This window comes from Chitinophaga sp. 05T412, assembly GCF_056396465.1.
In genome coordinates this window covers 1-23,789 of record NZ_JBFTLN010000023.1, presented here as the reverse complement: position 1 = coordinate 23,789, position 23,789 = coordinate 1, and the positions used below count along the sequence as shown (strand labels likewise).

Annotated in this window: 19 protein-coding genes; 8 read left to right on the top strand and 11 right to left on the bottom strand. The window is 46.3% G+C overall.

Going from position 1 to position 23,789, the window contains the following annotated elements:
• Window positions 1–267 precede the first annotated feature (267 nt).
• The 4 genes from msrA to ygiD all read left to right on the top strand — a co-directional run bounded on the left by msrA (window position 268) and on the right by ygiD (window position 2,835).
• The gene (gene msrA, locus AC1DFM_RS33055; RefSeq protein WP_477081062.1) at window positions 268–915 is read left to right on the top strand and encodes a peptide-methionine (S)-S-oxide reductase MsrA; all 648 of its coding nucleotides are present in this window, start codon (window positions 268–270) and stop codon (window positions 913–915) included.
• A gap of 163 nt (window positions 916–1,078) precedes the next feature.
• A complete protein-coding gene (locus AC1DFM_RS33050) occupies window positions 1,079–1,501 on the top strand; it encodes a hypothetical protein (protein ID WP_477081061.1) in 423 nt (140 codons plus the stop codon).
• Between the two features lie 64 nt (window positions 1,502–1,565).
• Window positions 1,566–1,976: an RrF2 family transcriptional regulator gene (locus tag AC1DFM_RS33045; protein ID WP_477081060.1), complete on the top strand. Its 411-nt coding sequence runs from the start codon at window positions 1,566–1,568 to the stop codon at window positions 1,974–1,976.
• A 37-nt stretch (window positions 1,977–2,013) separates the two neighbouring features.
• The gene (gene ygiD, locus AC1DFM_RS33040) at window positions 2,014–2,835 is read left to right on the top strand and encodes a 4,5-DOPA-extradiol-dioxygenase (protein WP_477081059.1); all 822 of its coding nucleotides are present in this window, start codon (window positions 2,014–2,016) and stop codon (window positions 2,833–2,835) included.
• Between the two features lie 74 nt (window positions 2,836–2,909).
• Here the strand turns inward: ygiD and AC1DFM_RS33035 are convergent, their stop codons facing one another.
• Both AC1DFM_RS33035 and AC1DFM_RS33030 read right to left on the bottom strand, forming a co-directional pair.
• Complete coding sequence (locus tag AC1DFM_RS33035) at window positions 2,910–5,306, bottom strand: ABC transporter permease (RefSeq protein WP_477081058.1); 2,397 nt, start codon at window positions 5,304–5,306, stop codon at window positions 2,910–2,912.
• 154 nt (window positions 5,307–5,460) lie between these two features.
• Window positions 5,461–10,092 (bottom strand): DUF3320 domain-containing protein, encoded by a 4,632-nt coding sequence (locus AC1DFM_RS33030; RefSeq protein WP_477081057.1) that lies wholly within the window; start codon window positions 10,090–10,092, stop codon window positions 5,461–5,463.
• A gap of 279 nt (window positions 10,093–10,371) precedes the next feature.
• Between AC1DFM_RS33030 and AC1DFM_RS33025 the strand changes: the two genes are divergently transcribed.
• The gene (locus tag AC1DFM_RS33025; RefSeq protein ID WP_477081056.1) at window positions 10,372–10,692 is read left to right on the top strand and encodes a hypothetical protein; all 321 of its coding nucleotides are present in this window, start codon (window positions 10,372–10,374) and stop codon (window positions 10,690–10,692) included.
• Between the two features lie 58 nt (window positions 10,693–10,750).
• On the opposite strand, the gene AC1DFM_RS33020 is transcribed toward AC1DFM_RS33025, so the two are convergent.
• The 5 genes from AC1DFM_RS33020 to AC1DFM_RS33000 form a co-directional block, all read right to left on the bottom strand.
• A complete protein-coding gene (locus AC1DFM_RS33020; protein WP_477081055.1) occupies window positions 10,751–12,604 on the bottom strand; it encodes an outer membrane protein assembly factor BamB family protein in 1,854 nt (617 codons plus the stop codon).
• 10 nt (window positions 12,605–12,614) lie between these two features.
• On the bottom strand, window positions 12,615–14,360 hold the full coding sequence (locus AC1DFM_RS33015) for a RagB/SusD family nutrient uptake outer membrane protein (RefSeq protein ID WP_477081054.1): 1,746 nt from the start codon (window positions 14,358–14,360) through the stop codon (window positions 12,615–12,617).
• 19 nt (window positions 14,361–14,379) lie between these two features.
• Entirely contained in the window at window positions 14,380–17,610 is a 3,231-nt protein-coding gene (locus AC1DFM_RS33010; protein WP_477081053.1) for a SusC/RagA family TonB-linked outer membrane protein, read from the bottom strand.
• A gap of 40 nt (window positions 17,611–17,650) precedes the next feature.
• The gene (locus AC1DFM_RS33005) at window positions 17,651–18,682 is read right to left on the bottom strand and encodes a FecR family protein (RefSeq protein ID WP_477081052.1); all 1,032 of its coding nucleotides are present in this window, start codon (window positions 18,680–18,682) and stop codon (window positions 17,651–17,653) included.
• Between the two features lie 77 nt (window positions 18,683–18,759).
• Window positions 18,760–19,278: an RNA polymerase sigma factor gene (locus tag AC1DFM_RS33000; protein WP_477081051.1), complete on the bottom strand. Its 519-nt coding sequence runs from the start codon at window positions 19,276–19,278 to the stop codon at window positions 18,760–18,762.
• Window positions 19,279–19,518: 240 nt separating this feature from the next.
• On the opposite strand from AC1DFM_RS33000, the gene AC1DFM_RS32995 reads away from it, so the two are divergent.
• Complete coding sequence (locus AC1DFM_RS32995) at window positions 19,519–20,595, top strand: hypothetical protein (RefSeq protein ID WP_477081050.1); 1,077 nt, start codon at window positions 19,519–19,521, stop codon at window positions 20,593–20,595.
• Between the two features lie 2 nt (window positions 20,596–20,597).
• Here the strand turns inward: AC1DFM_RS32995 and AC1DFM_RS32990 are convergent, their stop codons facing one another.
• From AC1DFM_RS32990 to AC1DFM_RS32975, 4 genes are all read right to left on the bottom strand, one after another.
• Window positions 20,598–20,843: a hypothetical protein gene (locus tag AC1DFM_RS32990; RefSeq protein ID WP_477081049.1), complete on the bottom strand. Its 246-nt coding sequence runs from the start codon at window positions 20,841–20,843 to the stop codon at window positions 20,598–20,600.
• Between the two features lie 138 nt (window positions 20,844–20,981).
• Window positions 20,982–21,395 (bottom strand): SRPBCC family protein, encoded by a 414-nt coding sequence (locus AC1DFM_RS32985; RefSeq protein WP_477081048.1) that lies wholly within the window; start codon window positions 21,393–21,395, stop codon window positions 20,982–20,984.
• Window positions 21,392–21,949 carry an SRPBCC family protein gene (locus tag AC1DFM_RS32980; protein WP_477081047.1) on the bottom strand — a complete coding sequence of 186 codons (558 nt, stop codon included), beginning with the start codon at window positions 21,947–21,949 and terminating at the stop codon, window positions 21,392–21,394. The genes AC1DFM_RS32985 and AC1DFM_RS32980 overlap by 4 nt, the downstream gene beginning before the upstream one ends.
• Window positions 21,892–22,206 carry an ArsR/SmtB family transcription factor gene (locus AC1DFM_RS32975; protein ID WP_477081046.1) on the bottom strand — a complete coding sequence of 105 codons (315 nt, stop codon included), beginning with the start codon at window positions 22,204–22,206 and terminating at the stop codon, window positions 21,892–21,894. The genes AC1DFM_RS32980 and AC1DFM_RS32975 overlap by 58 nt, the downstream gene beginning before the upstream one ends.
• Before the next feature lie 143 nt (window positions 22,207–22,349).
• Between AC1DFM_RS32975 and AC1DFM_RS32970 the strand changes: the two genes are divergently transcribed.
• Entirely contained in the window at window positions 22,350–22,850 is a 501-nt protein-coding gene (locus AC1DFM_RS32970) for a DinB family protein (RefSeq protein ID WP_477081045.1), read from the top strand.
• A gap of 121 nt (window positions 22,851–22,971) precedes the next feature.
• A partial coding sequence (locus tag AC1DFM_RS32965) for an IS256 family transposase (RefSeq protein WP_477081044.1) occupies window positions 22,972–23,789 on the top strand: 818 nt, incomplete at its 3' end.

Sequence of the window (23,789 nt, the reverse complement as noted above, 5' to 3'; positions counted from 1 at the left end):
TCAAACGTTATCCGGCTATAACCGGCTTTTATATCTGTTCCTGCTGCTGCTGCTGACGTATGTTATATTGTATCTTTGAAGCCCCACGGGCACCTGGAAACTCCAAAAGAATGTTAAAGTTACTTAACTTGTTGTACTCCTGCATCATTTATTACGTAAATTATAAGGAGAGCAGGTCATATAAAGATGCTCAGATAGGCTGCAATCCCTTTACAGTATTGCCTTCTGATCATATAAAAATAATCTGCATCTTTGAAATTTTATTTTATGAGAAAATATTCAATATTCATTTGTCTGATTGCGCTGGCGCTTTTTGCCTGCGCTCAAAGCAATAAGGACAAAGTACCCGGCGATATGGCAATAAGCAAAGATCAGAAAACCGCTACCGCCACCTTTGGAGGCGGCTGCTTCTGGTGTACAGAAGCCCAATTTCAGGAGCTGGACGGGGTCCTTAAAGTAGAATCCGGCTTCGCCGGAGGCACCGTAGCCAATCCCACCTATGAGCAGGTTTGTACGGGTACTACCGGACATGCCGAAGTGATCCGGGTGACCTATGATCCGGCCAAAATCAGCTATGAAGAGCTGCTGCAGGCATTTTGGCTCAGTCATGACCCTACCCAGCTGAACAGACAGGGCAACGATGTAGGCACTCAGTATCGTAGTGTAATTTTTTATAATACCGAGGAGCAAAAGGAAAAAGCGATCCTGTACAAAAAGAAATTACAGGAATCAGGGGCCTACGATAAGCCCATTGTGACAGAAATAGCCCCCCTGACTACCTTTTATGAGGCAGAAGATTACCACCAGAACTATTATAATCAAAACGGGTCCCAGCCCTACTGCACGTTTGTGATCAAACCCAAACTGGAGAAATTCAGAAAAGCATTTGCAGGACACCTGAAAAAAGGGTTGTAAAACAAGAGCAGAAAGCGAAAAGCAGAAAGCAAAAAGCTATTGTCGCGAATGATTAAAGCGTATAAATATTCGCATTGGTCATTCGCGACAATAGCTTTTTGCTTTMTGCTTTTCGCTTTTTTCCCTATCTTATGCTGCAGTTACCTAAAAAGTTCCACCATTAATGAGCACTGAAACAGCATGTCCATGGTGCGGAAGCACCGAAATTATACGCACAGTTCCGGAAAAAGATCCATTTAATGTGATGCTGGTTTGCCAGCAATGCCATCGTGTTATTCCCGAAGCAGACAACACCAGCGCCCAAAAAGGCCGGATGGTCAAACGTGATATTGAAGAAAAAGCCATGCAACTCTGTATCAGTAAGGGCAAAATACATGGGGTGATGTATTATTTCACCGAAACAAACAAGCTACCAGGCGTCAAAATATCGATGCAACACGCCAAAGACACTGTAGACAGCCTGCTGGCCGCCCGGGGCCTCACCAGCGCCGTTAAAAAACCTAATAAAAACGGCTGTGTGATCGTACTGATCCTATTGGTGCTCGTCGTTGCCAGCGTCATTTACTTCTATACCCACCGCGGATAACGCATAAATTTTTCCATTTGCTACGATTATCGTACTTTTGTACTGTAATAAAGACGATTACAGAATGAACAACGGAAGATTTCCCATATCAATGCACATACTCACGCTGCTAGCCAGCGCGAAAGGGGAATTGTTGTCATCTGACTACATCGCCGGCAGCATTAACATCAATCCCGTGCTGGTACGCAAGGAAATTAGTAACCTGCGCAACCACGGCCTGATAGAAAGTAAAGAAGGTAAAAACGGCGGCGCTACCCTGGCCAAACCAGCGGAAAAAATTCAGCTCTCCGATGTATACCATGCCGTACAACAGGCGTCCCTGCTGGGAAACAGTAAAAATGAGCCTAACCCGGACTGCGCTGTCGGCAAGCAGATCAAACAACACCTGGACCACCTCTACGTGGAAATTGAAGGTGCACTGCTGCGCAAACTGGAAAAAACGACCCTGGCCGACTTCCTAGGCCAGTTCGAATAATTTTATCATCAAAGGCATCGCTGCCAGGAGGAATAGCATGCAACTCAACGATCTCAGGAACATTACCAGCGACTTTAAAAGCACGCACCAAATGCCCGTTATGTTCATTGGCCACGGTAACCCAATGAATGGCATCGCCGATAACGCATTTACCCGCGCCCTCGGCAAAATGGGACAAGGTTTACCACAAAAACCCAGTGCCATACTCGTGATTTCAGCCCACTGGCTCACCAAAGGCACCCACGTGCTGGTAGCCCCGCAGCCGGAAACCATCCACGACTTTGGCGGCTTCCCACCGGAATTATATGCGGTACAATATCCCGCACCCGGCGCACCGGCATTTGCCCGGGAAACCAAAGAACTGATCACCTCCACCCAGGTAATAGAAGACGACCACTGGGGCCTCGATCATGGCTCCTGGACCGTATTGAAACACATGTATCCCATGGCCGATATACCCGTGTTCCAATTAAGCATCGATTATCACCAGCCACCGGAATACCATTATAAACTGGCCGCAGAACTCAAAGCCCTCCGCAATAAAGGTGTATTGATAATGGGTAGTGGGAACATTGTACATAACCTGCGGCAAATCAGCTTCAGTGATAACGCCCAACCATTCGACTGGGCCGTATCCTTTGACGCCACCGTAAAACAAAAACTGGAACAAGGCGCCTTCAACGACCTGGTAAATTATCATACCCTGGGGAAAKAAGCGCAGCTATCGATTCCCACCAACGATCACTATCTCCCTATGATCTATACCCTTGGTCTGATCAATAAAAATGAGGAGATACAGTTTACCTACGAAGAAATACAAAACGGAAGTATCAGTATGCGATGCTTCAAAACAGCATAAAGCGAAAAGCTTAAAGCAAAAAGCCATTGTAGCGGATCAATATACGCTACAATGGCTTTTTGCTTTATATGTGGTTACTCTGCTCTTAAACTTTTTACCGGATTGGCTAACGCTGCTTTTAATGCGTGAAAACTCACCGTCGCCAGCGCCACTATCACAATCGCTCCACCCGTCAACACAAATACCCAAATACTGATACCAGTGTGATAAGCAAAATGATCAAGCCAACGATCCATAATCCACCAGGTAATCGGGAAGGCAATTGCCGCGGCTATCAACAATAGCCAGAGGAAATCTTTCGATAACATTTTTACAATACTGGTGGCGGAAGCGCCCAGTGTTTTACGCACGCCTATTTCCCTGGTTCGCTGCACCGCCGTGAAAGCTGCCAGGCCAAAGAGTCCCAGGCAGGCAATGAACAACGCCAGCGCTGCAAACAACATAAAAATAACTTCCTGCTTCTGCTCACCGGCGTACTGTTTCGCAAAGTTTTGATCAATGAAACTATAATCGAAACTGTGTACAGGATCAAAAGAATGAAATACCTTTTCAACAAACGCCACCGCTGCAGGCACATTCGTTTTACTTACTTTCACGTACATGTTATCCTGAAAATCCGGATTAGGCGGCAATTCCAGCACTAATGGCGCAATTTTATGCTGCAGCGAATAAATATGAAAGTCCTTCATAACCCCCACCACTACACGCTCCACACGCGTACCCGCCTTATCTATTTTAAATTGCATGCGCTTGCCTAGTGGCTGATCCCAGTTTAACTTTTTCACCAGCGTTTCATTCACCAGCACCGCATGATATTGATCGGATAAACCGGTATCAGAAAAATTACGTCCCTGTGAAATCTTAATCCCCAATGTTTTCACGTAGTCTGCATCTATCGTATAATTCTGGGCAATCTGGGTACTTCCAGAAATGCTGCCATCGGGTTGTTCAAAGAAAAAACCATGGCCACCAATATCATTGCGACCAATGGGATTGCTGGCAGCTGCCACCTGCTGTACCAGTGGATTACGCAACAATTGCTCTTTGATAACCGGAATCTGCTTACGCAACTGGCGGTCTGTCAGGTGAAAAGACAATACCTGCTCTTTATTGAATCCCAGGTTCTTCTGCATTACATATTGCAACTGATCATATGCAATCATGGTACTTCCGGTTAAGGCAATCGCAACAATAAATTGGAAAGTGACCAAACCTCTACGGAAACCCGCATGACTACTACCTCCCAGCCTGCCCTTCAGCGAATTAATCACCCTGAAACCAGACATAAATATTGCAGGATAGATGCCTGCCAACAAACCGGTTAACGCCGCCATCAATGCCAGGACACAGATCGTTTTTACCATCCCGAATTGCCAGAGTGTTACCTTCAAACCGGTGAAGGCATTGAACCACGGCAACGTCAATGCTACCAAACCGGTTGCTACTATAGTCGCGAAAAAGGTGAGCAGCATGGATTCCATCAGGAACATCCGCGCAATATCTTCTCTCCCTGATCCCATACTTTTACGTACACCCACTTCCCTTACACGTGCACTGGCACGGGCAGTAGCCAGATTCATATAATTAATGCAGGCAATCAGCAACGTCAGCAACCCAATACAAAGAAATATATAGATGTAGCTGATATTTCCGTTGGGCGACATTTCATAATCCAGGTTAGAATGCAAATGAATATCATGTACCGGCTGCAACTCCATTTTGTAGGTCACCTCCCCCATGTGCGGTTTCAGATACCGCTCGAAGAATAAAGGCAGCTTGCTTTCCAGCGTTTTAGCATCAGCGCCGGGTTGTAATAACAGGTAGGTATATACGTCAAAATTCTGCCAGCCATCTACATTGTAATCCTTTGGCAGCACCCGCAACGCGCTGAAGTTGAAGTGTGAGTTTGCGGGTACATCTTCCATCACCGCAGTCACCTGATAAGCGGTACTGTCTTCTGTCCGGATCGTTTTCCCGACTGCATCGGTAGCGCTACCCAACAGCTTTTCCGCGAGGCTGCGCGTTAATACCAATGAATTAGGCTGAGACAATGCACTCATGGCGTCACCGGCAACAAATGGGAATTCGAACACCTGGAAAAAAGTGCTATCCACGAAACACATATTCCCCACTTCCAACTTCTTTTCACCATACTTCAGCATGGCCCCACCATCCGCATCCACACGTGTGATCTGCGCTATTTCAGGATAATCTTTTTTCAGCACTGCCGCAAAAGGAGCCGAAGTGGTAGCCAGATTGAGATTACCACCATTCCAGGTGGCCTGGTTAACCGCGCGGTAAATGCGATCACTATGCGGGTAGAAATTATCATAACTGGTTTCCCGCTGTACATACAACAGCAACAACCAACAGGCCGCCAAACCAATAGCTAGTCCGGCGATATTGATCAACGAATAATATTTGTAGCGGAGCAAATTGCGCCAGGCAATCAGAAGATGATTACGAAACATCGTGGTAAATTTAGTGTGTCGTCTTCTTCACAAATTTCTCTTCCCGATACACGAAAAGAAAAAACATGCCATGGCGGCATGTTTTCAATACCAATATTAAATAAATATAAATTAATTTACATTTGTCCGGTTTCGATACAGCGCCTGTGCGATATTATGGTTTCAGCAATTCTCCTTCCTGTTGCACACAGTTGTTTTCAACACTGATATCAATTGCTTTCAGAATTTCCTCTTTCATTTCTTCCGTTACGCGGCTGTAGCCAAACATTCTGGCAATAAAAGGAACTGCATCTTCCCGTTGAATAGCCACGGCATCTTTCACCACTTTCTCCAGCGCTACGCCGATTTCCTCTGCGGCGATGTAACTAATTTTGCGTGCACTCGCCGGCAACTGGCTACGGTTGCGGACTACAGGGGTAGGAAGTGCCGTATCCCACAGGAATTGTCCTTTTATTTTTATTCTTTTACTGGCGTCAGAATGCCGCACAGCGTGACGTAATATTTCACGTATACGTGGCCCTACCCGGGTAATGCCTGCCGCTTCCACCATACGCCGGGCCAGTTCATCAAAATGTACCGGACTTTCCGCCACTACCACCTGCTCTATCCAGTTGCAAAGCTGGCCGATAGGCGCCAGATGAAATTCCTGCGCCCGGATTTCTTCCGGTAATACCGCCATTTCGTAGGCAGGCACCGTCGCTTCAGTAGGCTCCACCATTTCACGCGTTAATGCCGGTGCAGCTTCTTTCATCGCATCTGCTGCCACCTGGTCGTCAATCGCTGCCGCCGTTTTGGCTTTTTCAATAGCCGCTACCAGCCGGTCCAGCTCCCGTTGCGGATTACGGAACCAATCTGTACTCCACACCCGGTGTATTTTCCAGCCCATCGCTTCCAGTACCTGCTGCCGCAAACGATCGCGGTCGCGGGCGGAGCGGGCGGAATGATAAGCCGCACCATCACATTCTATTCCCAGTAAATAGCGACCAGGACTCTCCGCATCCACAATCGCGAGATCAATATAAAATCCTTTTGACCCAATTTGTTTACGTACTATATATCCCAGCGCCTCTAACCGGGCCGCTACATTTTCCTCAAAAGGACTGTCGGCCGGCAAACCCGTTTCCGTGGTCATATACAGCCGGCCATGCTGTGCGAAATAGAGGAAATTCTTCAATGACTGTATGCCGTAACTCTTCGTTTTGGTAACATCAATATCATCTGCCGTGATATTGGTAAACACTTCACAACGGCTCTTGGCGCGGGTGATCAATACATTGAGTCTTCTTTCTCCACCTTCATTATTCAACGGACCGAACGACATCGCTACATATCCTTCCTCCGTACGCCCGTAACCGATAGAAATGAAAATCACGTCTCTTTCATCTCCCTGCACGTTTTCCAGGTTCTTCACAAAAAACGGTTCATCAGCATGCCCGCTGAAGAAAGATTCCAGCTCCGGCGATTTCCGACGACGTAACTCCAGCGCATCACTGATGGCTTGTCGCTGCGACGTACTGAACGCCACCACGCCTAAACTCAGTCCCGGATTTTTACGCGCATGTTCCATCACCGCATCTGCTACAATCTCTGCTTCCTTAGGATTGGTACGGGTTTTACCACGATCATAGGCGGTATCTTTCAGATGATGAAACACCAGGCCTTTCTGTTCTTTGGAACCCGGGCTCGGGAATATCACCAGTTTATTTTCGTAGAACTCATGATTGGATAAGGTAATCAACGATTCATGCCGGCTCCGGTAATGCCAGCGCAGCATACGTTGCGGTGCGCCCTGTGCGTCACAAAGACCGAGGATGCTTTGCATATCTGCGGTAATATTTTCTTCGTCATCTACTTCTTTGGTCAATGAGTCAAAGAAGCTGGTAGGCGGCAATTGTTTATTATCGCCCACTACCACCAGTTGTTTTCCGCGGAGTATAGCGCCCAAAGCCTCCACTGGCTTCACCTGACTGGCTTCGTCAAAAATAACCAGGTCAAATTCCAGCACGGCAGGCGGTAAAAAATTAGCGATCGACAAGGGGCTCATCATAAATACCGGCTTGATGGCCTGTATAGCCAAACCCGCTTCCTGCATGAGTTTGCGGATAGGCATATGTCGTGCCTTCTTATTAAATTCTGTACGGAGAATGTTTACCTGTCCGCCGGCATCCGCGCGGGGCATTTGCTCCCAATGCTGTAAGGCAGCACGGGCGCGGTTATACTGCAAGTTCAATACATCCAGCCGGCGGAACTGTTGCACCATTTCTTCATGACCGCCACGCTCAAATTTGCGTAATGCGGGCTGTTGTTTCACGGTTGTTTCCACGAGGTATTCGTACCAGGTTTTCAGCAACGCCGTTTTTAAGAACTGTGGTGCTTCGAGCCAGTCCTGCACCGGTGTGATCAGGCATTCCAGGTTTTCCTGTTTAGCCGTATCCGTTATATTATTCCAGGAAATGAGGTGATGTATTTCCGGCAGCTTATCTATCCACGTTTGCAGGGTAGCCTGCTTTTGGGTAAGCAGTGATGGATAATGTCCACCAGTCATTTCCAGTTTTTGTAAGACAGCCAGGCTCTGTTGCTGATGTTCCTGCAACAGGCGCCCTAATTGTTCTTTATCCGCCAGGGCGCCAGCGGCATCCTTGTTTTGCTGCAGATAAGCCACTACTGCGGTCGGATAAGTACCTGCAGCTACGCGTTTATGCATATCCGTGAGCCAGGCGGTAATAGTTTGCAGTGCCTCCCAGTCTGTCTGGGATTTCTGCCAACGGCCACCAAAGAGGGTTCTGGCCAGCGCCGCATGTTCTTTCAGCAGTACATCCTGACGCCGGAATTCCATGATGGCATCTACATACTGTAATTTTTCTTCATTATCATCGGGCAGCGGATGTTTGCACAAGGCGGCCAGTTGCCGGTTACTACGCTTATAGGCGCCAATCAGGAATTTATACCACTTGGTGCCATGCGCCAGCAGATCCTGACGGATCTCCATTACATTTTGCTCCCAGGCTTCGGGGATAAAAATATCCTGATACTGTTGTTGTATAGTGGTGGCGGCCGCGCCTGCCGTCAGCCATTCAGCAATATCCTGTTGATTCAGCAGCCAGGCGTTGTTGGCAACGTCTATATCCTGCAGGTTAGGCTGTTCGGCCAGTAACGCACAAATACTGATTAATGCGTTGATAGCTGGAATATCAGCGGGAGATGGGATACCTATTTTTCCGGCGATCGCTGCGGTCGACTGCTGCAGGGTGTTCAACCCGGCCATTGCGGTGGTGAGCATCCCTTGCAGCGCCACCTGTTCATGCGGCAGCAATACCGTTAGTTCACTACCGCGGAAAGTAAGCGCCGATGGCATACCGGTTTGCTGCAAACAAGCCTGTATACGGGCTGCCATAGCCGTGGCTTTATTCATCGTCACCGCATCCCATTGTGCTATTTGTTGCAAAGGAATGGCGGGCAACGTTACCCCGGCAATTTCTTCGTTTAACCGTAACAGGTAGCCAATCACCTGGTGGGCAGTCAGGCCGCTTCTATCGATAGGCTCATTAATGGCGAGGCAGTAGTCGTTCAGTTCTTTCTTACAACTATCCAACAGTAATACTTCTTCCTGTAACTTCTGGATAGAAGGGCGTCCCAGTTCCAGCACGCGCCGGAGTTCCTGATGCAACTCTTTTTTATTGGCTTTATGGCTATGCAATTCCAGGCAGGCTTCTCCCAGCTGGATGGTATCCAGCCGGCGTTTTACCACTTCCAGCGCAGCCATTTTCTCTGCTACAAATAATACTTTCTTTCCCCGTCCGATGGCGTCCGCAATGATGTTGGTAATGGTTTGGGATTTCCCGGTGCCCGGAGGACCCTGGATCACCAGGTTACGTCCTTCCTGCACCGCCAGCATGGCCATGATTTGCGAACTATCAGCATCTACTACCTGGAATAGCTCATGTGCCGGTGTATCCCGGTCAATAAAAGCATCTTCGGGAAATGGAGGTTTATCGTCCGAAAATCCGCCACCAAACAGACTTTGAATAATCGGATGGGTTAATATATCATCTTCCTGTTGCCATTTGGATGCATCCAGGTCGTTGTAAATCATAAATTTACCAAAGGAGAAAAAGCCCAGCTCTATGGTGTCTGGCATTACTTTCCACCTGGGCATTACTTCCACGGCTTCCGCAACAGCAGCCAGATACGCATTCACATCGAAATCTTCTGCTTCCGCCAAATCGGGAATATGGATGTTAAAGTCTGCCTTCATTTTCGCCTGCAGCGAAATGTTGGCGCCAACTTCTTCCAGTGAATACTTCAACCGAAAACGCTCCCGCGCACTGGACCTGTCCAGCAACACCGGCACCATGATGAGTGGCGCCTGTCGGGCTTCCTCACTACCTGCTTCTTCATACCATTGCAACATACCCAATGAAAGATAGAGGATATTCACCCCTTGTTCTTCCATACTCATACGGGCAGCATAATAAGTATTCAATAATTTTGCATGCAGATTTACCTGTGTTTCATTCGTCTGCAAACGGGTATCCGTATACGCTTCTTTAGACACAGGTTCATTGTACTCCACTGCTTCTTCGTCCTGCTTTTTATCGGGCCGGCCAAGAAAAGACATGGTTTTATTTTCCCGCACCAATATCTCATAGATAGCGGCGGATTGTTCTTCTACAATATGTAAACCTTTGCCTGCGGGCAACTTATAATTTAACAATGGGTTCCTAAGACCTAAATCCAGTAATTCCTTGCGGGATGATTCAAGCCTGGTTAATATGGATGCGATCATAATAACAATAATAATAAAGGCTACAAATATAATTTTAATAAACGGTGAACAGGGAGAAGAAGTATATAAAAGCAGAATTTATCTATATGGTCATAATTTGCTACATGGAAAGGGAGTATATTCGGTACCGAAACCAAACCCTGTTCTGAGGTTCAGGACATTACCTATATGAATACAAGATCCATTATCTCGTTATCCACTTTTGTGTTGTTGGTTTTTACAGGACTAGTAATCCTTGGTTTGTGGGGATGTCCTCAATACCGCGTATATTCTCAGCGTATGGAAGGAGAAGCTTTGCTGGCACATGCCCAGGCTTCCAAAGAAGTAGCCGTAGCGGAAGCCCGCGCCAAAATGGAAAGTGCTGCGATGCTGGCTGCCGCAGACACGATCCGTGCACATGGCGTGGCCCGTTCCAATCAGATTATCGGTGAATCGTTGCGCAACAACGAAGCTTATCTGCATTGGTTATGGATCGATAACATCGAAAAAAATCCACAGGCCGTCATTTATGTACCAACAGAAGCCAACCTGCCTATACTTGAGGCGGGGCGCAGACCGTGGGTGAATAGCACTCCTGCACCGGCATCTCCCGAAAAATAATAAAAAAAGGATCAGGGCTATTACCCTGATCCTTTTTACCTACCGCTAATATGTTCTTCTAATACCGAAGCAACGCCAGTTTGCCATCCATGGTACTTACCAGCAGCTGCTGATTACCCACTGGCAATACGGCGTTCACCAGGCAATTGGATAATTTATACTTCCATAACAGCGCATGATCGCTGGCATTGATAGCGTATACTACTCCTGAATGAGTAGGCACGTAAATAACACTGCCCTGTTGCACCGTTGCTGCGGGGTCCAGCTCATAGCCCATTTCCACGGGCGACTGCCAGTTCACCTGCATACTGTCGGCCTGCGTGCTCACACCGTATAAACGCCCTTCCATGGTTTTAATAAACACATGGCTGCTATCTGTTGCCAGTCCCAATGATTCCCGCATCCGGATATCCGGCCGGGATTTACGCCAGATCACTTCTCCCGTAGCCGCATTAAAGGCTGTCATAAACCGGTCCGGCGCCACAATAAATACCTTATTGGCTGCCGCTACCGGCCAGCAGGCAGCAGGCGAAAACATCCGGTTGGACGCACCATTATTCCACTTCCATTTTAGTGCACCGGTACGGGCATCCAACGCGTAAAAATCGTTTCCCCAGGTACCGAAGTAAATATTCCCCTGATAGTACAGCGGCTTGTCTTCCACAAATCCATTTACACTGGCATAATCCCATAGCAGTTTTCCGGTAGCCAGATCCAGCGCTCTGAAGTGCCCGTCTGATGAACCGGTGTACGCGATATCGTTTACAATAGTCGTACTGGCCACCAATGGCTTGCCCGTTTCGTACTGCCATAACCGTTTGCCCGTATTTGCATCGAGGCAATAAATGAAATGATCGGAAGATCCTACTACAACCCTATTGCCCGCCACTGCAGGCGTAGCATATATTTTCCCTTTAGTGGAAAATGTCCACTTCTTTTTACCATTCTTTAACTGCAACGCATACACTTCGCCGGCAGTATTAGTACTGATCACCAACCCATTGTACACCGCCATACCGGAACCAATATCACTGTTATCCTGATATACCCAGCCGGCTTTTACCGAAGGGAAAGAATCATTCATGGCAAAGGATGGACGCGGAAATGCCAGTTTACCGGTTCCAAAAGCATGAMTGCTCAGCGGAACAGTGGCCCATTCCCGATTCTTTGCGATCACTGGCGTCCGCTCTTCAAATGCGGCTTTTCCATTTGCAATGCTCACAATATTGTACCCGCCTATACTGTCTTTAGCCCGGAGATTAGAACGGCACATCACGCCTGGTATCTCTTCAAAATCAAATACGTGATTGGCATGGCCATGGCCACAAAGTATCAGCTGGATGTTATGCTGCTTCAGGCGGTCAATAGCTTCATACCAGTTATTCAGGTCTTCATTCTGCGGGTAGTGATTAATGTAGATGACCGGCGTTTTTTTATCCAGCTTTTTCAGCACCTCATCCAGCCACACGATATTTTCACGGGGTACCTGTCCGGGCCCCATCCGCATATTGGGTCCGCAATTGGTGCCCAGAAACTGATAACCTCCATAGCTAAACGAAAATGTTTCGCTGCCAAATACTTTACGGAAAGTATTGCCCCCGCTTTCGGACCATTTGGTATCATGGTTACCCGGAATAATATACCACGGCTTCTTCAGTCCATCCAGCACCGCTTTGGCCTGTCGCAGTTCTTCATCAGCACCAAACTCGGTAATATCGCCGGAGATAATAGTAAAAGCCAGATCAGGCTGGTTGTTGATGTCATTCACGGTACGTTGCAGGTCTTCCAATGCATGATCGCTCCCCACGTGCGTGTCTGATACTTCTGCAAATTTAAAAGCAGTTTGGGCAGTAGCAGGTATCATGCTGGTCAACAACAGCAGGCCTGCTAATAACTTCGGATAAAATTTCATGCGTTCGTTTTTACTTCCACAAAGGATTTTGTTCCAAAGCAGGATTCAGTAATATTTCATTCACCGGCAGCGGAAACAGATAGTTTTTGTCTTCATTAAATGTTTTCACCTGATGCGGATATACTACAATATTTCCCGCCGTGCCATTCGTCAACTCATGATCTCCACCCAGCAAATAATATTGTACTGCCGGATTTGATGGTGTTGGCTTCTGATCTACCACGGCTACATCCGGCACACCGTCGCCATCCATATCTATTTCTCCTTTGGCAGGGCAATACATCCCCACAAACTTTTCCGCCAGCAGATGTCCTGCTTTCCAACGCATCAGGTCCTGGTAGCGGAAACCTTCCATGGCCAGTTCCACCCGACGCTCCCGGCGCACCTCCAGTATAACAGGATCTGTTACCAGTGGGTATAAATGCTGCAATTCCTTATCTGCTATAATCGCGGCAATGTTCAGATCAGGCATACCCGCACGACGGCGAATCAAGTTAATGGATTTGTCAGCATCTGCTTGGGTAAACTTTCCCAGCTCCGCTTTTGCTTCTGCATAATTTAATAATACTTCTGCATATCTGAAAACGGGCAGATCGTTGGTGTTGGTATTATATCCGTCCTGATCCGTACCGGTTACAAATTTGATACACTGATACCCGGTTTGCGCCACGCTGAAATCCGGCAGTGCCTTTTTGGTGGTGCCTGTACGCATATAACCCGGTGTACGTATCAGCTGCGCCAGGCGCGGATCGCGGTTCTTTGTTTCTGCTAAAAACGTTTGTTGATCGTAGCCGGACTGTGCAGAAAACGGGGTACCATCTTTCATCAACACACCATTCATAAATGACTTGGTAAATCCTGGCATGGCCAGGGTAGACACGGTAAAAACACCGTTAGCGGCATGTCTTTTTGCGAGCGGTCCGTCATATACTTCTGCTAAAATATATTCATCCGTATTGGCGTTTTCTGCCGCAAATAAATTCAGGTAGTCTTTTGTTGGGTTACCCGTGGAATACAATTTATACCCGCTGCTGAACAACGCGGAAGCCGCATCTGCCGAAGCTTCCAGCAGCGCAGTAACGTCAGCACCCAAGCCGAGTTCAGTATGATATTTGCGATAAGTACCTTCGTACAGGCATACCCGTGCTTTTAATGCCAGTGCCGCCCATTTACTCACGCGGCTTACGTTACGGGTAGCCGGTAAATGATCCACTGCGAAATTGATATCGGCGAGAATATTGTCCATCACCTGCTTGCGCGGTGTGCGCGGATTGTATAACTCCGGACTATTTTCATTCAACGAAGTATTATACCAGGGTACTGCACCAAACCGTTTTACTTTATCGAAATAAAACATCGCACGGAACAGCTTTGCCATACCGGCATAGCGCTCCCTTACAGAATCCGGCGCCTGCGCACGCTGATAGTTTTCCAGGAAATAGTTGATATTCCGTAACCGATCCCAGGTCCACCCTGCTTCACCAGCACTATTGGGGATGGGCAGCTTACCAGCTACCAGATCGCTGTTCGACGACTCCACATTATCACTGCTGCCATCATCCGTAAAAACACTACTACCGGGCAGGTACGCATAAAAGCCATTGGTATATATTTCGAGGTCTTTTTCTGTATTAAAAAACTTGCCCGGCTCAATCTGACTAATGGGCKATTTGTCCAGGAAATCCTTCTGGCAACTACTGATCAATAGCAGCACGCCCGGTAAGAGCAACGATATATAACAGGAAATCTTCTTCATATCTTCAGTTATTTTACATTTAGAAATTAAGGTCAATACCCACGGTGAACGTACGTTGTATCGGATACACAAAACCATTACCATTGGAAGTAGCATCTGGCTCATCACCGATGGTTTCGGGATCAAATGCTTTGGATAATTTTGTCCATGTAAAAAGATTTTGTCCGGAGAAGAATATACGGGCACGACTGAAGCGGGCCTTCTGCACAATAGCCGCAGGCACGGTATAGCCTACACTGAGATTTTTCAGACGTACATACGCCGCATTTTGCAGGTAGCGGGTTTGTGGGAAAGTAAGGGAGTTACCTCCGTTAAACGCTTCGTAGGCACGGGGTCTGGGAAAATAGGCATCAGTATGTTCCGGTGTCCAATAGTTGTTCTGAATATGATCAAATACCGGTTGATTCCATCTGTTGTAAAAACCCCAGAATACGCCGGATTCTACACCCGGCCAGAAATCCTTCTTCCCTACCCCCTGAAAAAATACATTTACGTCAAAGTTAAACCAGTTGGCGCCCAGATTCACCCCATAAGAATAGCGCGGAGTGCTGTTACCAATCAGCTCCATATCTCCGTGATCCGATAGCGTATTTTTTCCGTTATAAATAACACCATCTCCGTTTACGTCTTTAAACTTAATATCACCGGCCATGGGATGTCCGTTCACTTTATAAGGAATCGCTGATACCTTCTGCTGATCTGCATGTTTCAGGTATTCATCATCTGTCTGGAAAAAACCTTCAGTAACATATCCCCAAATGCCATTCAGCACCTGGCCTTTGTAATAATCGCCCAGGTATTGATTAGGATTATCATAACGGGTAATGGTAGTACGATAATCAGATAATACTACGGCTACATTATAACCAAATGGTTTTCCCGCTAACTTAATTTCATCTTTCCATTTAAGCGACAACTCCCAGCCTTTGGTACTCAGGTCCGCCGCATTGGTAGCGGGTTCTGTGGTACCCAACACTGCAGGTAACGATTTACTTTTGGTGAGCATGTTGATGGTTTGGCGATTGTACCAGTCGGCCCCCACTTCCAAACGGTTATTAAACAAGCCCATATCCGCCCCGAAATCAAGGGTTCTGGCGGTTTCCCAGGTAAGACTTTGCGCCACCAGCCCCGGCGCATACGTACCTTGCGGCTTGGCGCCGTCTATAATGGCGGTAATAGGCGCCACCGTCATGGTGCTAAAATAGGCGTAGTTGCCCACCAGCTGATTACCCAGCGATCCGTACGAAGCCCTCAGTTTGAAAGAGTTCACTACTGGTTTCAGGCCTTGAAAAAAATTCTCTTCACTCATCAGCCAACCGGCAGACACAGAAGGGAAGAAGCCGAAACGCTTGCTGGAAGGGAATCGGGAAGTGCCATCATAACGACCATTGGCTTCTACAAAATATTTCCGGTTGTAGTTGTAAGCCAGTCGGTAAAATACACCGCGCAAGGCCCAGTCTTTGTTATTGTCGCCAACCTTTGTGAGGCCACTGGCCAGGTTCAGCGATCCGTAACTATCACTGAGGTTATTTTCTGCATAAGCATAAAACTGGCGATCCCGGTTCTGTTCCTGATTGAAACCCACCAGGGCATCTACATTGTGCTTACCGAAACGCTTTTCATATTCTGCATACAGGTTAATCACGCTGTATACATTTTCATCGAAAGAGGTCTGGTAAAAATCTTTATTGGAATAGTTAGTGACATGTCCGGGTTTATCTTCATACTTCAGCTGCCGCGCTTTCCTTTCATCGCGGTTTTGATTCCAGACCATTGTGGCGTCTCCATTGATGCGCAAGCTATTGTCAAAGAAGTTGGTTTTAAATCCAATGGTGTTGCGGAATAATTGCTTTGTTTGTATTTCGCGGCCGCCATCCCGCAAACTGCCAAAGGTGAGCATGCCCGCCTGTGTCCAGTTGCCACCGGGTGTTTTAATCACTTCGTAGGGATTAGCAAACAACGACAGGTAACGGTAAGCATTGAAATCGCCGTTTACAAATTTGTTAGGCGCATCATATTTCCCCTGATCGTATTCACTGTTGGTGTACACTTTCAGCCAGTCGAACGCCTGCAGATCCAACCGGGAGCGAAAGTTATAGCGTTTATACTTGTCCGTAGCCACGCGGAAAGTACCATCCTGCGATTGTATACCTCCAGACAAATAATAGTTTACTTTGTCTGTGCCTCCGGAGATGCTGAGAAAGTTTTTAAGAAACGGCTGTTTATCATTGTAGAAAGCCTTGTACCAATCCGTATTACCACCACGTATCCACGTATTGTTAGTCGCATTAATGCCCAGTTCCGGTAGTGAAGGATCTGCTTTACGCTGATTGAGGTAGCCGATCACCGCCAGCATATCAGTATTATCAATACCGGCATATCCTTTATAGGCGTCATTTTGCAGGGTGGCAGCAGCTAATGGATCATTGATCACATGTGGCAAACCCAGTGGAGAACTGAAGCCGGTATTGTTGGAATAATGAAAGTTGACTTTCCCTTTCGCTCCTTTTTTGGTGGTCACCAGGATCACGCCGAAAGCCGCTCTGGCGCCGTAGATAGCCGCAGACGCGGCATCTTTCAGCACAGATACACTTTCCACGTCTTCGGGGTTGATTAAATTGATATCGCCTTCCACTCCATCGATGAGGATTAACGGACCGCCGCCGTTAATAGAGGTAGTACCACGCAGGTTAAAACTACCGCCTCTGTCGGCGCGACCATCCGCGAAAGTGATGTTGAGGTTGGGAATCACGCCCTGTAGGCCTTGTGCCACATTGGTAATAGGACGATTTTCAAAAACCTCCTTTCCTGCCTGATTTACAGCGCCCGTGATATCTTCTTTCTTACGGGTACCATATCCGACTACGATCACCTGTGAAAGGATTTTATCTTCCTGCTTCATGTTCACTGCTAGAGTGATATGGCTGTCGCTGTTCACTTCATAACCGCTGTATTCCTTCTTTTCATAGCCCAGCAGCGTAAATACAAACTGGTATTTCCCTTTGGGGAGTCGCTGAAAAGAGAAGAGTCCGCGCTCATCGCTGACAACGCCGGTTTTTGTTTTCTTTTCTGTTTCGATAGCGATCACATTTACACCAATCAGCGCATTTCCTTTTTCATCGTGAATGATCCCTTTTACCACAGGAGTGGCCGTTTGTGCCTGAGCGGCCATCAGCGGGAGCAGGCACACGAATAACAGGGCATAGCAATGCCGTATTGCCAGGGGCAATCGTTGTTTTCTGGACTTCATAATTTTAAGTTGACGGAATTTTAAATCCGGGACACTCCTTTTATTTCAGGGAGCTTACTTGAATGGTACTATCGTTTTTGGATATATTAAGATTATTCAGGTCGGCAATTACGCGTATAATGCGATCCAATGAATCTGTTTTGTTGAACTCTCCCGTAAAGGTGGCTTTCATGGACACACCGGGATGTATGACTACTTTTTCATGATAGTGCAGTTGTAATACTTCAAATATTTTACGCAATTTTTCATTGTGGAAATTAAAGGTGGTGGCGGTAATAACAGTCGAGTTGGCGATTGACGGCACATTCTCCTTATCAGATATTGCACGTGCTACTAATATATCTTTCTTTCCTGCAGCTGCGGTAAATTCATCTCCCGGCAATAGCGTTACGGGTTCAAAAGCTATCTGCCCGTGCGAGCCGGCGATGCGTACTTTTCCTTCCAGCAGTTTTACTTTCACGGTATTACCGGCGCCGGTAGTGACGTCGAAGCGGGTGCCTAATGCGGTAGTAGTGATATCGTTGGCGGTTACACTAAAAGGATGATGGGTATCTTTTGTTACCTCAAATATTCCCCTGCCGGTCAGTGTAATATGGCGATACTTGCGGAAAGCAGTTGGGAAGATGATAGTGCTGCCAGGCGCTAACTTCACCCAGGAGCCATCTGCCAGTGTAATCTGCTGCATGTGGGCGCCGTGGTTGGTAATGCTGCTATCCTGGCTGATCACCGGCGGATGAGTCACCGCGGCTACTGGTGCAGTAACGTTGGCCGGGCGATGTAACAGATAAAATCCTGCAAATACAAGCACCAGTACAGCCGCAGCAGCGGCCCACCACCATTGATTCCTGACTGGTTTCAGCGCAGGTATATTTTGTTCGATGATATGCGCTTTCATGCTTTCGGATGCCCCGGCTTCCATTAACGGCATCCCCGTACTTTCCCAGTTTTCTTCCGGGAATACCTCATCCAATAGCTCCGGATGTTCCTCCAACATGCGTAATATCGCTGCCTTCTCGGCCTCAGTACAGGTTCCGTTAAAATATTGCTGCAGACGTGATTTGATATCGTGCATAGTTGAGCGGCGCATTTAAAGAGAGAATACGAATGCGCGCGAAAAAACCCCTAGTCGTAATAAAAAAATATTTTTAGCTACTTGAGCAGGTCCCGTAATTGTTTCAGTGCCTGGGCGATGTGGTTTTCCACTGTTCTTGGAGAAATGGCCAGCTGAAGGGCTATTTGTTTGTAGGAGAAGCCCATATAGCGGCTCATATGAAACACTTTCTTTCTTACAGGCGGCATCGTCTCCATTATCTGTTGCACTACCTGTAGCTGGTCTTTATTGCCTTCCTCCGGCGTGATGGTTTGAGACGTAACAATATGCAGGTTATATTGCTGATGTGCTTTGGCGTCACGGAGTTCTTTTCTCAGCACATCAATCAGGGAGGTTTTCATAATACGGAACAGCTGTACCTGTAATGGCCACTGGTCCGATAATGACGCCCGGTTGTTCCATAATTTAATAAAGGTAATCTGTACTAGTTCCTCGGCCAGATAGCGGGAATTTGTTTTCTTGTAAAAGTAACCATACAACCGCCCATGCCATTCATCGTACACCTGTTCCAGTGCTGCATGATCTCCCGATCTGATTGCTGCTAACAAGTCCTCCATGTCCATTTTATATTACTTCGCAAACCTACAGTATGTGATAGTTGATAGTATATTATGTTTATGTAAATGAATTGTTTCCATAGGGAACGTGGTGGATAAATATAAATAGAAATTAGCATAAAGTATAATGCAAGTAGAGAACCGTCTGCGAATATTGTCCCAATCCGCGCGAAAATTGAATGGCCGAATGGCTATTCACTATTTTCACTACATTCGGCAGACTTTAACCTTTTGTCCGGAATGAAAAAATATATTCTACTATATACGATATTCTTCTTTTCTATGAACACATTCGCACAAAACCAACACGATCCGCGCTATCAACAGTATGCCGGCAAGTATGGCAGCAATTCAGGCATCTACCTGTTTGATGATGGCCAGTTTATGATGTTTGGCTATGCTACCATGGTATTTGGTACCTACCTGTTTGAAAAAGATTATCTCCTGTTCACAACCGACAAACCAGCACTTTTTGAGGTATACGCCCATTCCAATCCCAGTCATGGCGATAGTGTGCGTATCAACTTCACCCGCTTTCAGGAAGGCAACAACTTCGTACAATTTGATAATAACACTCCCCAACGGGTGTTTAACCAGCACGCCAACTGCTTTGACCCGCCATATGTATATGAAGCGGCGAAGGTACCACACACCTTTACCCTGGCGGCTTTGCTGCCGGAAGGTGGGGAGGGAAAGGAAGCGCCTAATACGTTCTGGAGCTACCAGGTAGAAAAAGGGCTGAACGACTTTGTATTTGTACACAACCCACCCAAACGGGTGTATGAAGACTTTGGCGGTATGCTGGTGAAAACAGAAGATGGCGACGCATTGGTACTATCGAATTACGGCGGCAGGAATGGATATCCCAAAAATACGGAGATGAACAAAGAAGACCAGGCGTGGGTGCTTTCTATAAAGAAGGAATATAACGACGCCAAAAAGGAAGACAAAGGCATCGCTTATGGCAACAAACATTATCACTTTTTTCCGGAAGCGGACCTCTCCACTTATACCTTCGACGCCGCTTCCAACCAGTACATCAGTAAACAGGCAACAGAAAATGAAGATTATTACCGGAGCAATCAATACAACGATGATCGTTATCTGCGCAAGTATGTAAAATTGCAGCCTGCAACCATGCGCAAGGAAGGGTTTAACACAGATAATGTAGCAGCAGGAAGCATCTTCTTTACCGTTTGTGGAGAAGGATCAGAAAACTCATATCACTACAACGGCTATATTAAATACGACAATCCTGCTGAACAGGTGCAAGCCCCCATTACCATTACTGCACCAGTCATTCCCGGAAAGGAATAAGTTCAGGAATCTGTGCTCATTCTAAAACCACTTTGACGGCTTTTATATTTATCGGAGCTACGATGCTTCACTAAATTCAGGTCTTCTTCCAGCTGTTTTTCATCTTCATATTGCCAGGTAATACTTCTGTCTTTTGAATAATGAAAGTGGATAGATTTTTTGTCAGCTGTAACTTCTATATCGGTTACAAATTCCAGATTAACGAAAACATATGACTGCGGTGCGCAGGATTTGATGAAGTCTGCCATAGTGATAAGTGTATGGTTAAATATAAATAGAAATTAGCAGAAAGATAAAGTAAAAAGCTATTGTCGCAATGATGATTGCGGATATTATATCCGGGTATATCATTTGCGACAATAGCTTTTTGCTTTTACCTTTCTGCTTTATGCTGCTTCCACGTATTTCTTGAAGTTGTTCAGAATTGCCTGCCAACCGCCTTTCTGCATTTCTACAGGATTTTCTTTTTCCGGATCAAATGCAACGGAAATAAATGTTTGCTGCCCATCTTCGTTGAATGTAACGGTTGCCTGGCGGCCATCGCCCATGGTGTAGGTGAAGTTTTTGCCTACAATTATTTCATCGTAGATAGCTTCGAAATCAAATCCAAAACTGCCATCTTTCGCTTCCATTCTTGCTGCATATTTGCCGCCTACCCGCATGTCATTTGAAGCGGAAGGGCATTGCCAGGAAGGGTCAGCGAAGTTCCATTTGGTGATGTGTTCCGGATTGGTATAAGCATCCCATACCTTTTTGCTATCTGCATTTACAGTGGTGTCTACAGTGATTTTGTTACTCATTTTTGGGAGTTTAATATGATTAATAATTCGTCTAGTTTTTCCAGTGTTGTTGTTAAGCCTTCTTTTAGTCCCATTTGGATCACCTGTTCCAGATCAGCCAGTGACTTATAAGTTACGATGGTTTCTACCATCGCATGGTCCCCTTCTTCAATAAAGGTAACCAGCCATTCAGCACGAGGGAGGCTGTTATTTATTTCACCGTCTGCATCACAGAATGCATCCAGTGACGTGTAGTATTCAACAGGCTTGATTTTCAGGTAATCGACCCAATTCCAATAGGGAGTGCCATCGGGCATAATCATGGCATAGTGCCAATGGCCGCCTTCGCGGAAGTCCATTGATTTTGTTTGCGTGGATAAGGGTTTCGGCGCAAACCATTGATCGAGCAATTCACTTTTAGTATAACAATCCCACACCAGTTCCCGGTCAGCTAAAAATTCCCGCCTGATCGTCAGCGTATTTTTTTGTTTGTCAGCGATAAAGTCGAATACCATGTTTATTTCTTTTTGATAGTGGCTAATAGTTGATCCAGTTGCGCGTATCGGCTTTCCCATATCTTACGATATTGCTCCAGCCACTTGTCTATCTCTTTCATTTTTTCAATTTCAAGCAGATAATAGATTTCCCGTCCCCGTTGCTCCTGCTTCACCAGCTCGCACTCCGTCAATATTTTCAGATGTTTTGACACCGCCTGACGGGTGGTGTCAAAATGCTCTGCTATGGCGTTAGGCGTCATCGCATGTACCGCAATTAATGCGATAATAGCCCTTCGGGTTGGGTCAGCTATTGCCTGAAAAATATCTCTTCTCATTTCTTTATGAAACTGATCGGTTGCAAATATAAGAGCAACTAATCAGTTGCGCAAATTTTTCTTTAAAAATTTTTGAATAGGGAGAAGAAGGGATTAAAAAGATGTAGCTTAACAAGCCATTTCCCGTTCTAAAAAATATTATCATGATAGCAACCTACAAAGAAAGCTTATGGAAGCAATTTGGTGGCAGCATTGACATGCTGATCAACGCTATTACTGCTTATCCGGAGCAGCTTTGGTATAACGAGAAAAGATTCTTCTACATCTCCTATCATGTTGCCGTATTCCTGGACTATTACCTCACTATCCCCGCAGCACCGCTCTCCTCCCCGCTCCCCTTCACACTCAGCGACGAGATTCCGGCAGATGGACTGGATGATATTGTGCCAGATAAAATTTACAGTAAGCATGAAATATTGGGCTACTTACTGGCAAGCAGAGAAAAATGCCATGCACTTATCTCTAACATGACTGATAGCGAGTTTACACAACAGTGGATAGAAGTGGATGGGAACAAAGTAATGCCGGTGTTTGAACTCTTTTTGTATAATATGCGGCATGTACAGCATCATGCGGCACAGTTAAATATGATATTGAGGAAAGATACGGGTGATGCGCCGCAGTGGGTGAGAGCGGCGAAGTGATGAAAGAAAATAGTCAGGGCAACTCAGATCTAATTAATCGACACTATCTCATAAACTGTGTAAATTCTAAAAATCGGGGTATTTCACCTCGATTTTTTAATTTTAAAGCATATACAGTTTTATGAAGACAGAAGATTTTTTATCAGACGACTTTCTGAAGCAGTTTAAAACGGCCGATCAGCTAAATAATTTCCTGGCCCAGATTCAGAAACGAGGCATTGAAAAGATTCTGGAAGGTGAACTGGATAGCCATTTAGGCTATGATAAGCATGAGCCAAATGAAAGCGAAAATAGCCGTAATGGATACGGTAAAAAGAAGATTAAGACCAGCTATGGTGAATCTGAAATAAAAGTTCCCAGGGATCGGGATGCCAGTTTTAACCCTATGATCGTGCCTAAACGCGATGGAATGGTTCAGGGGCTGGAAGAGATAATAGTGTCCTTTTATGCCAAGGGGATGAGCGTATCTGACATAGAAGAGCAAATAAGGGAAGCCTATAAATTTGACGTTTCCACGTCCACTATCAGCCGCATCACCAGCCGTGTGACCGAAGATATTGTCGCCTGGCAAAACCGACCATTAGAACCAGTTTATCTCATCGTCTGGATGGATGGTATTGTGTTCAAGGTACGGGAGAACAGCAAAGTAGTGAATAAAACCGTCTATATCGCTGTGGGTCTGAAGCGGGATGACCTCAAAGAAGTCCTGGGAATGTGGCTGGGTAAGAATGAATCTGCTGCCTATTGGCTGACTGTACTTACAGACCTGAAGGCCCGTGGCCTGGAAGATATTCTAATAACGGCCACGGATAATCTTAATGGCTTTACTCAAACCATCAAATCGGTGTTCCCACAGTCTGCCACTCAGGTTTGTGTCGTACACCAGATACGTAACAGCTGCCGCTATGTAGTCTGGAAAGATAAAAARGAGTTTACTAC

Coding starts and splice junctions, on each gene's coding strand:
- msrA (WP_477081062.1), top strand. CDS start 268: ATGAGAAAATATTCAATATTCATTTGTCTGATTGCGCTGGCGCTTTTT.
- AC1DFM_RS33050 (WP_477081061.1), top strand. CDS start 1,079: ATGAGCACTGAAACAGCATGTCCATGGTGCGGAAGCACCGAAATTATA.
- AC1DFM_RS33045 (WP_477081060.1), top strand. CDS start 1,566: ATGAACAACGGAAGATTTCCCATATCAATGCACATACTCACGCTGCTA.
- AC1DFM_RS33035 (WP_477081058.1), bottom strand. CDS start 5,306: ATGTTTCGTAATCATCTTCTGATTGCCTGGCGCAATTTGCTCCGCTAC.
- AC1DFM_RS33030 (WP_477081057.1), bottom strand. CDS start 10,092: ATGATCGCATCCATATTAACCAGGCTTGAATCATCCCGCAAGGAATTA.
- AC1DFM_RS33025 (WP_477081056.1), top strand. CDS start 10,372: ATGGAAGGAGAAGCTTTGCTGGCACATGCCCAGGCTTCCAAAGAAGTA.
- AC1DFM_RS33010 (WP_477081053.1), bottom strand. CDS start 17,610: ATGAAGTCCAGAAAACAACGATTGCCCCTGGCAATACGGCATTGCTAT.
- AC1DFM_RS33005 (WP_477081052.1), bottom strand. CDS start 18,682: ATGCACGATATCAAATCACGTCTGCAGCAATATTTTAACGGAACCTGT.
- AC1DFM_RS33000 (WP_477081051.1), bottom strand. CDS start 19,278: ATGGAGGACTTGTTAGCAGCAATCAGATCGGGAGATCATGCAGCACTG.
- AC1DFM_RS32995 (WP_477081050.1), top strand. CDS start 19,519: ATGAAAAAATATATTCTACTATATACGATATTCTTCTTTTCTATGAAC.
- AC1DFM_RS32990 (WP_477081049.1), bottom strand. CDS start 20,843: ATGGCAGACTTCATCAAATCCTGCGCACCGCAGTCATATGTTTTCGTT.
- AC1DFM_RS32985 (WP_477081048.1), bottom strand. CDS start 21,395: ATGAGTAACAAAATCACTGTAGACACCACTGTAAATGCAGATAGCAAA.
- AC1DFM_RS32980 (WP_477081047.1), bottom strand. CDS start 21,949: ATGGGAAAGCCGATACGCGCAACTGGATCAACTATTAGCCACTATCAA.
- AC1DFM_RS32975 (WP_477081046.1), bottom strand. CDS start 22,206: ATGAGAAGAGATATTTTTCAGGCAATAGCTGACCCAACCCGAAGGGCT.
- AC1DFM_RS32970 (WP_477081045.1), top strand. CDS start 22,350: ATGATAGCAACCTACAAAGAAAGCTTATGGAAGCAATTTGGTGGCAGC.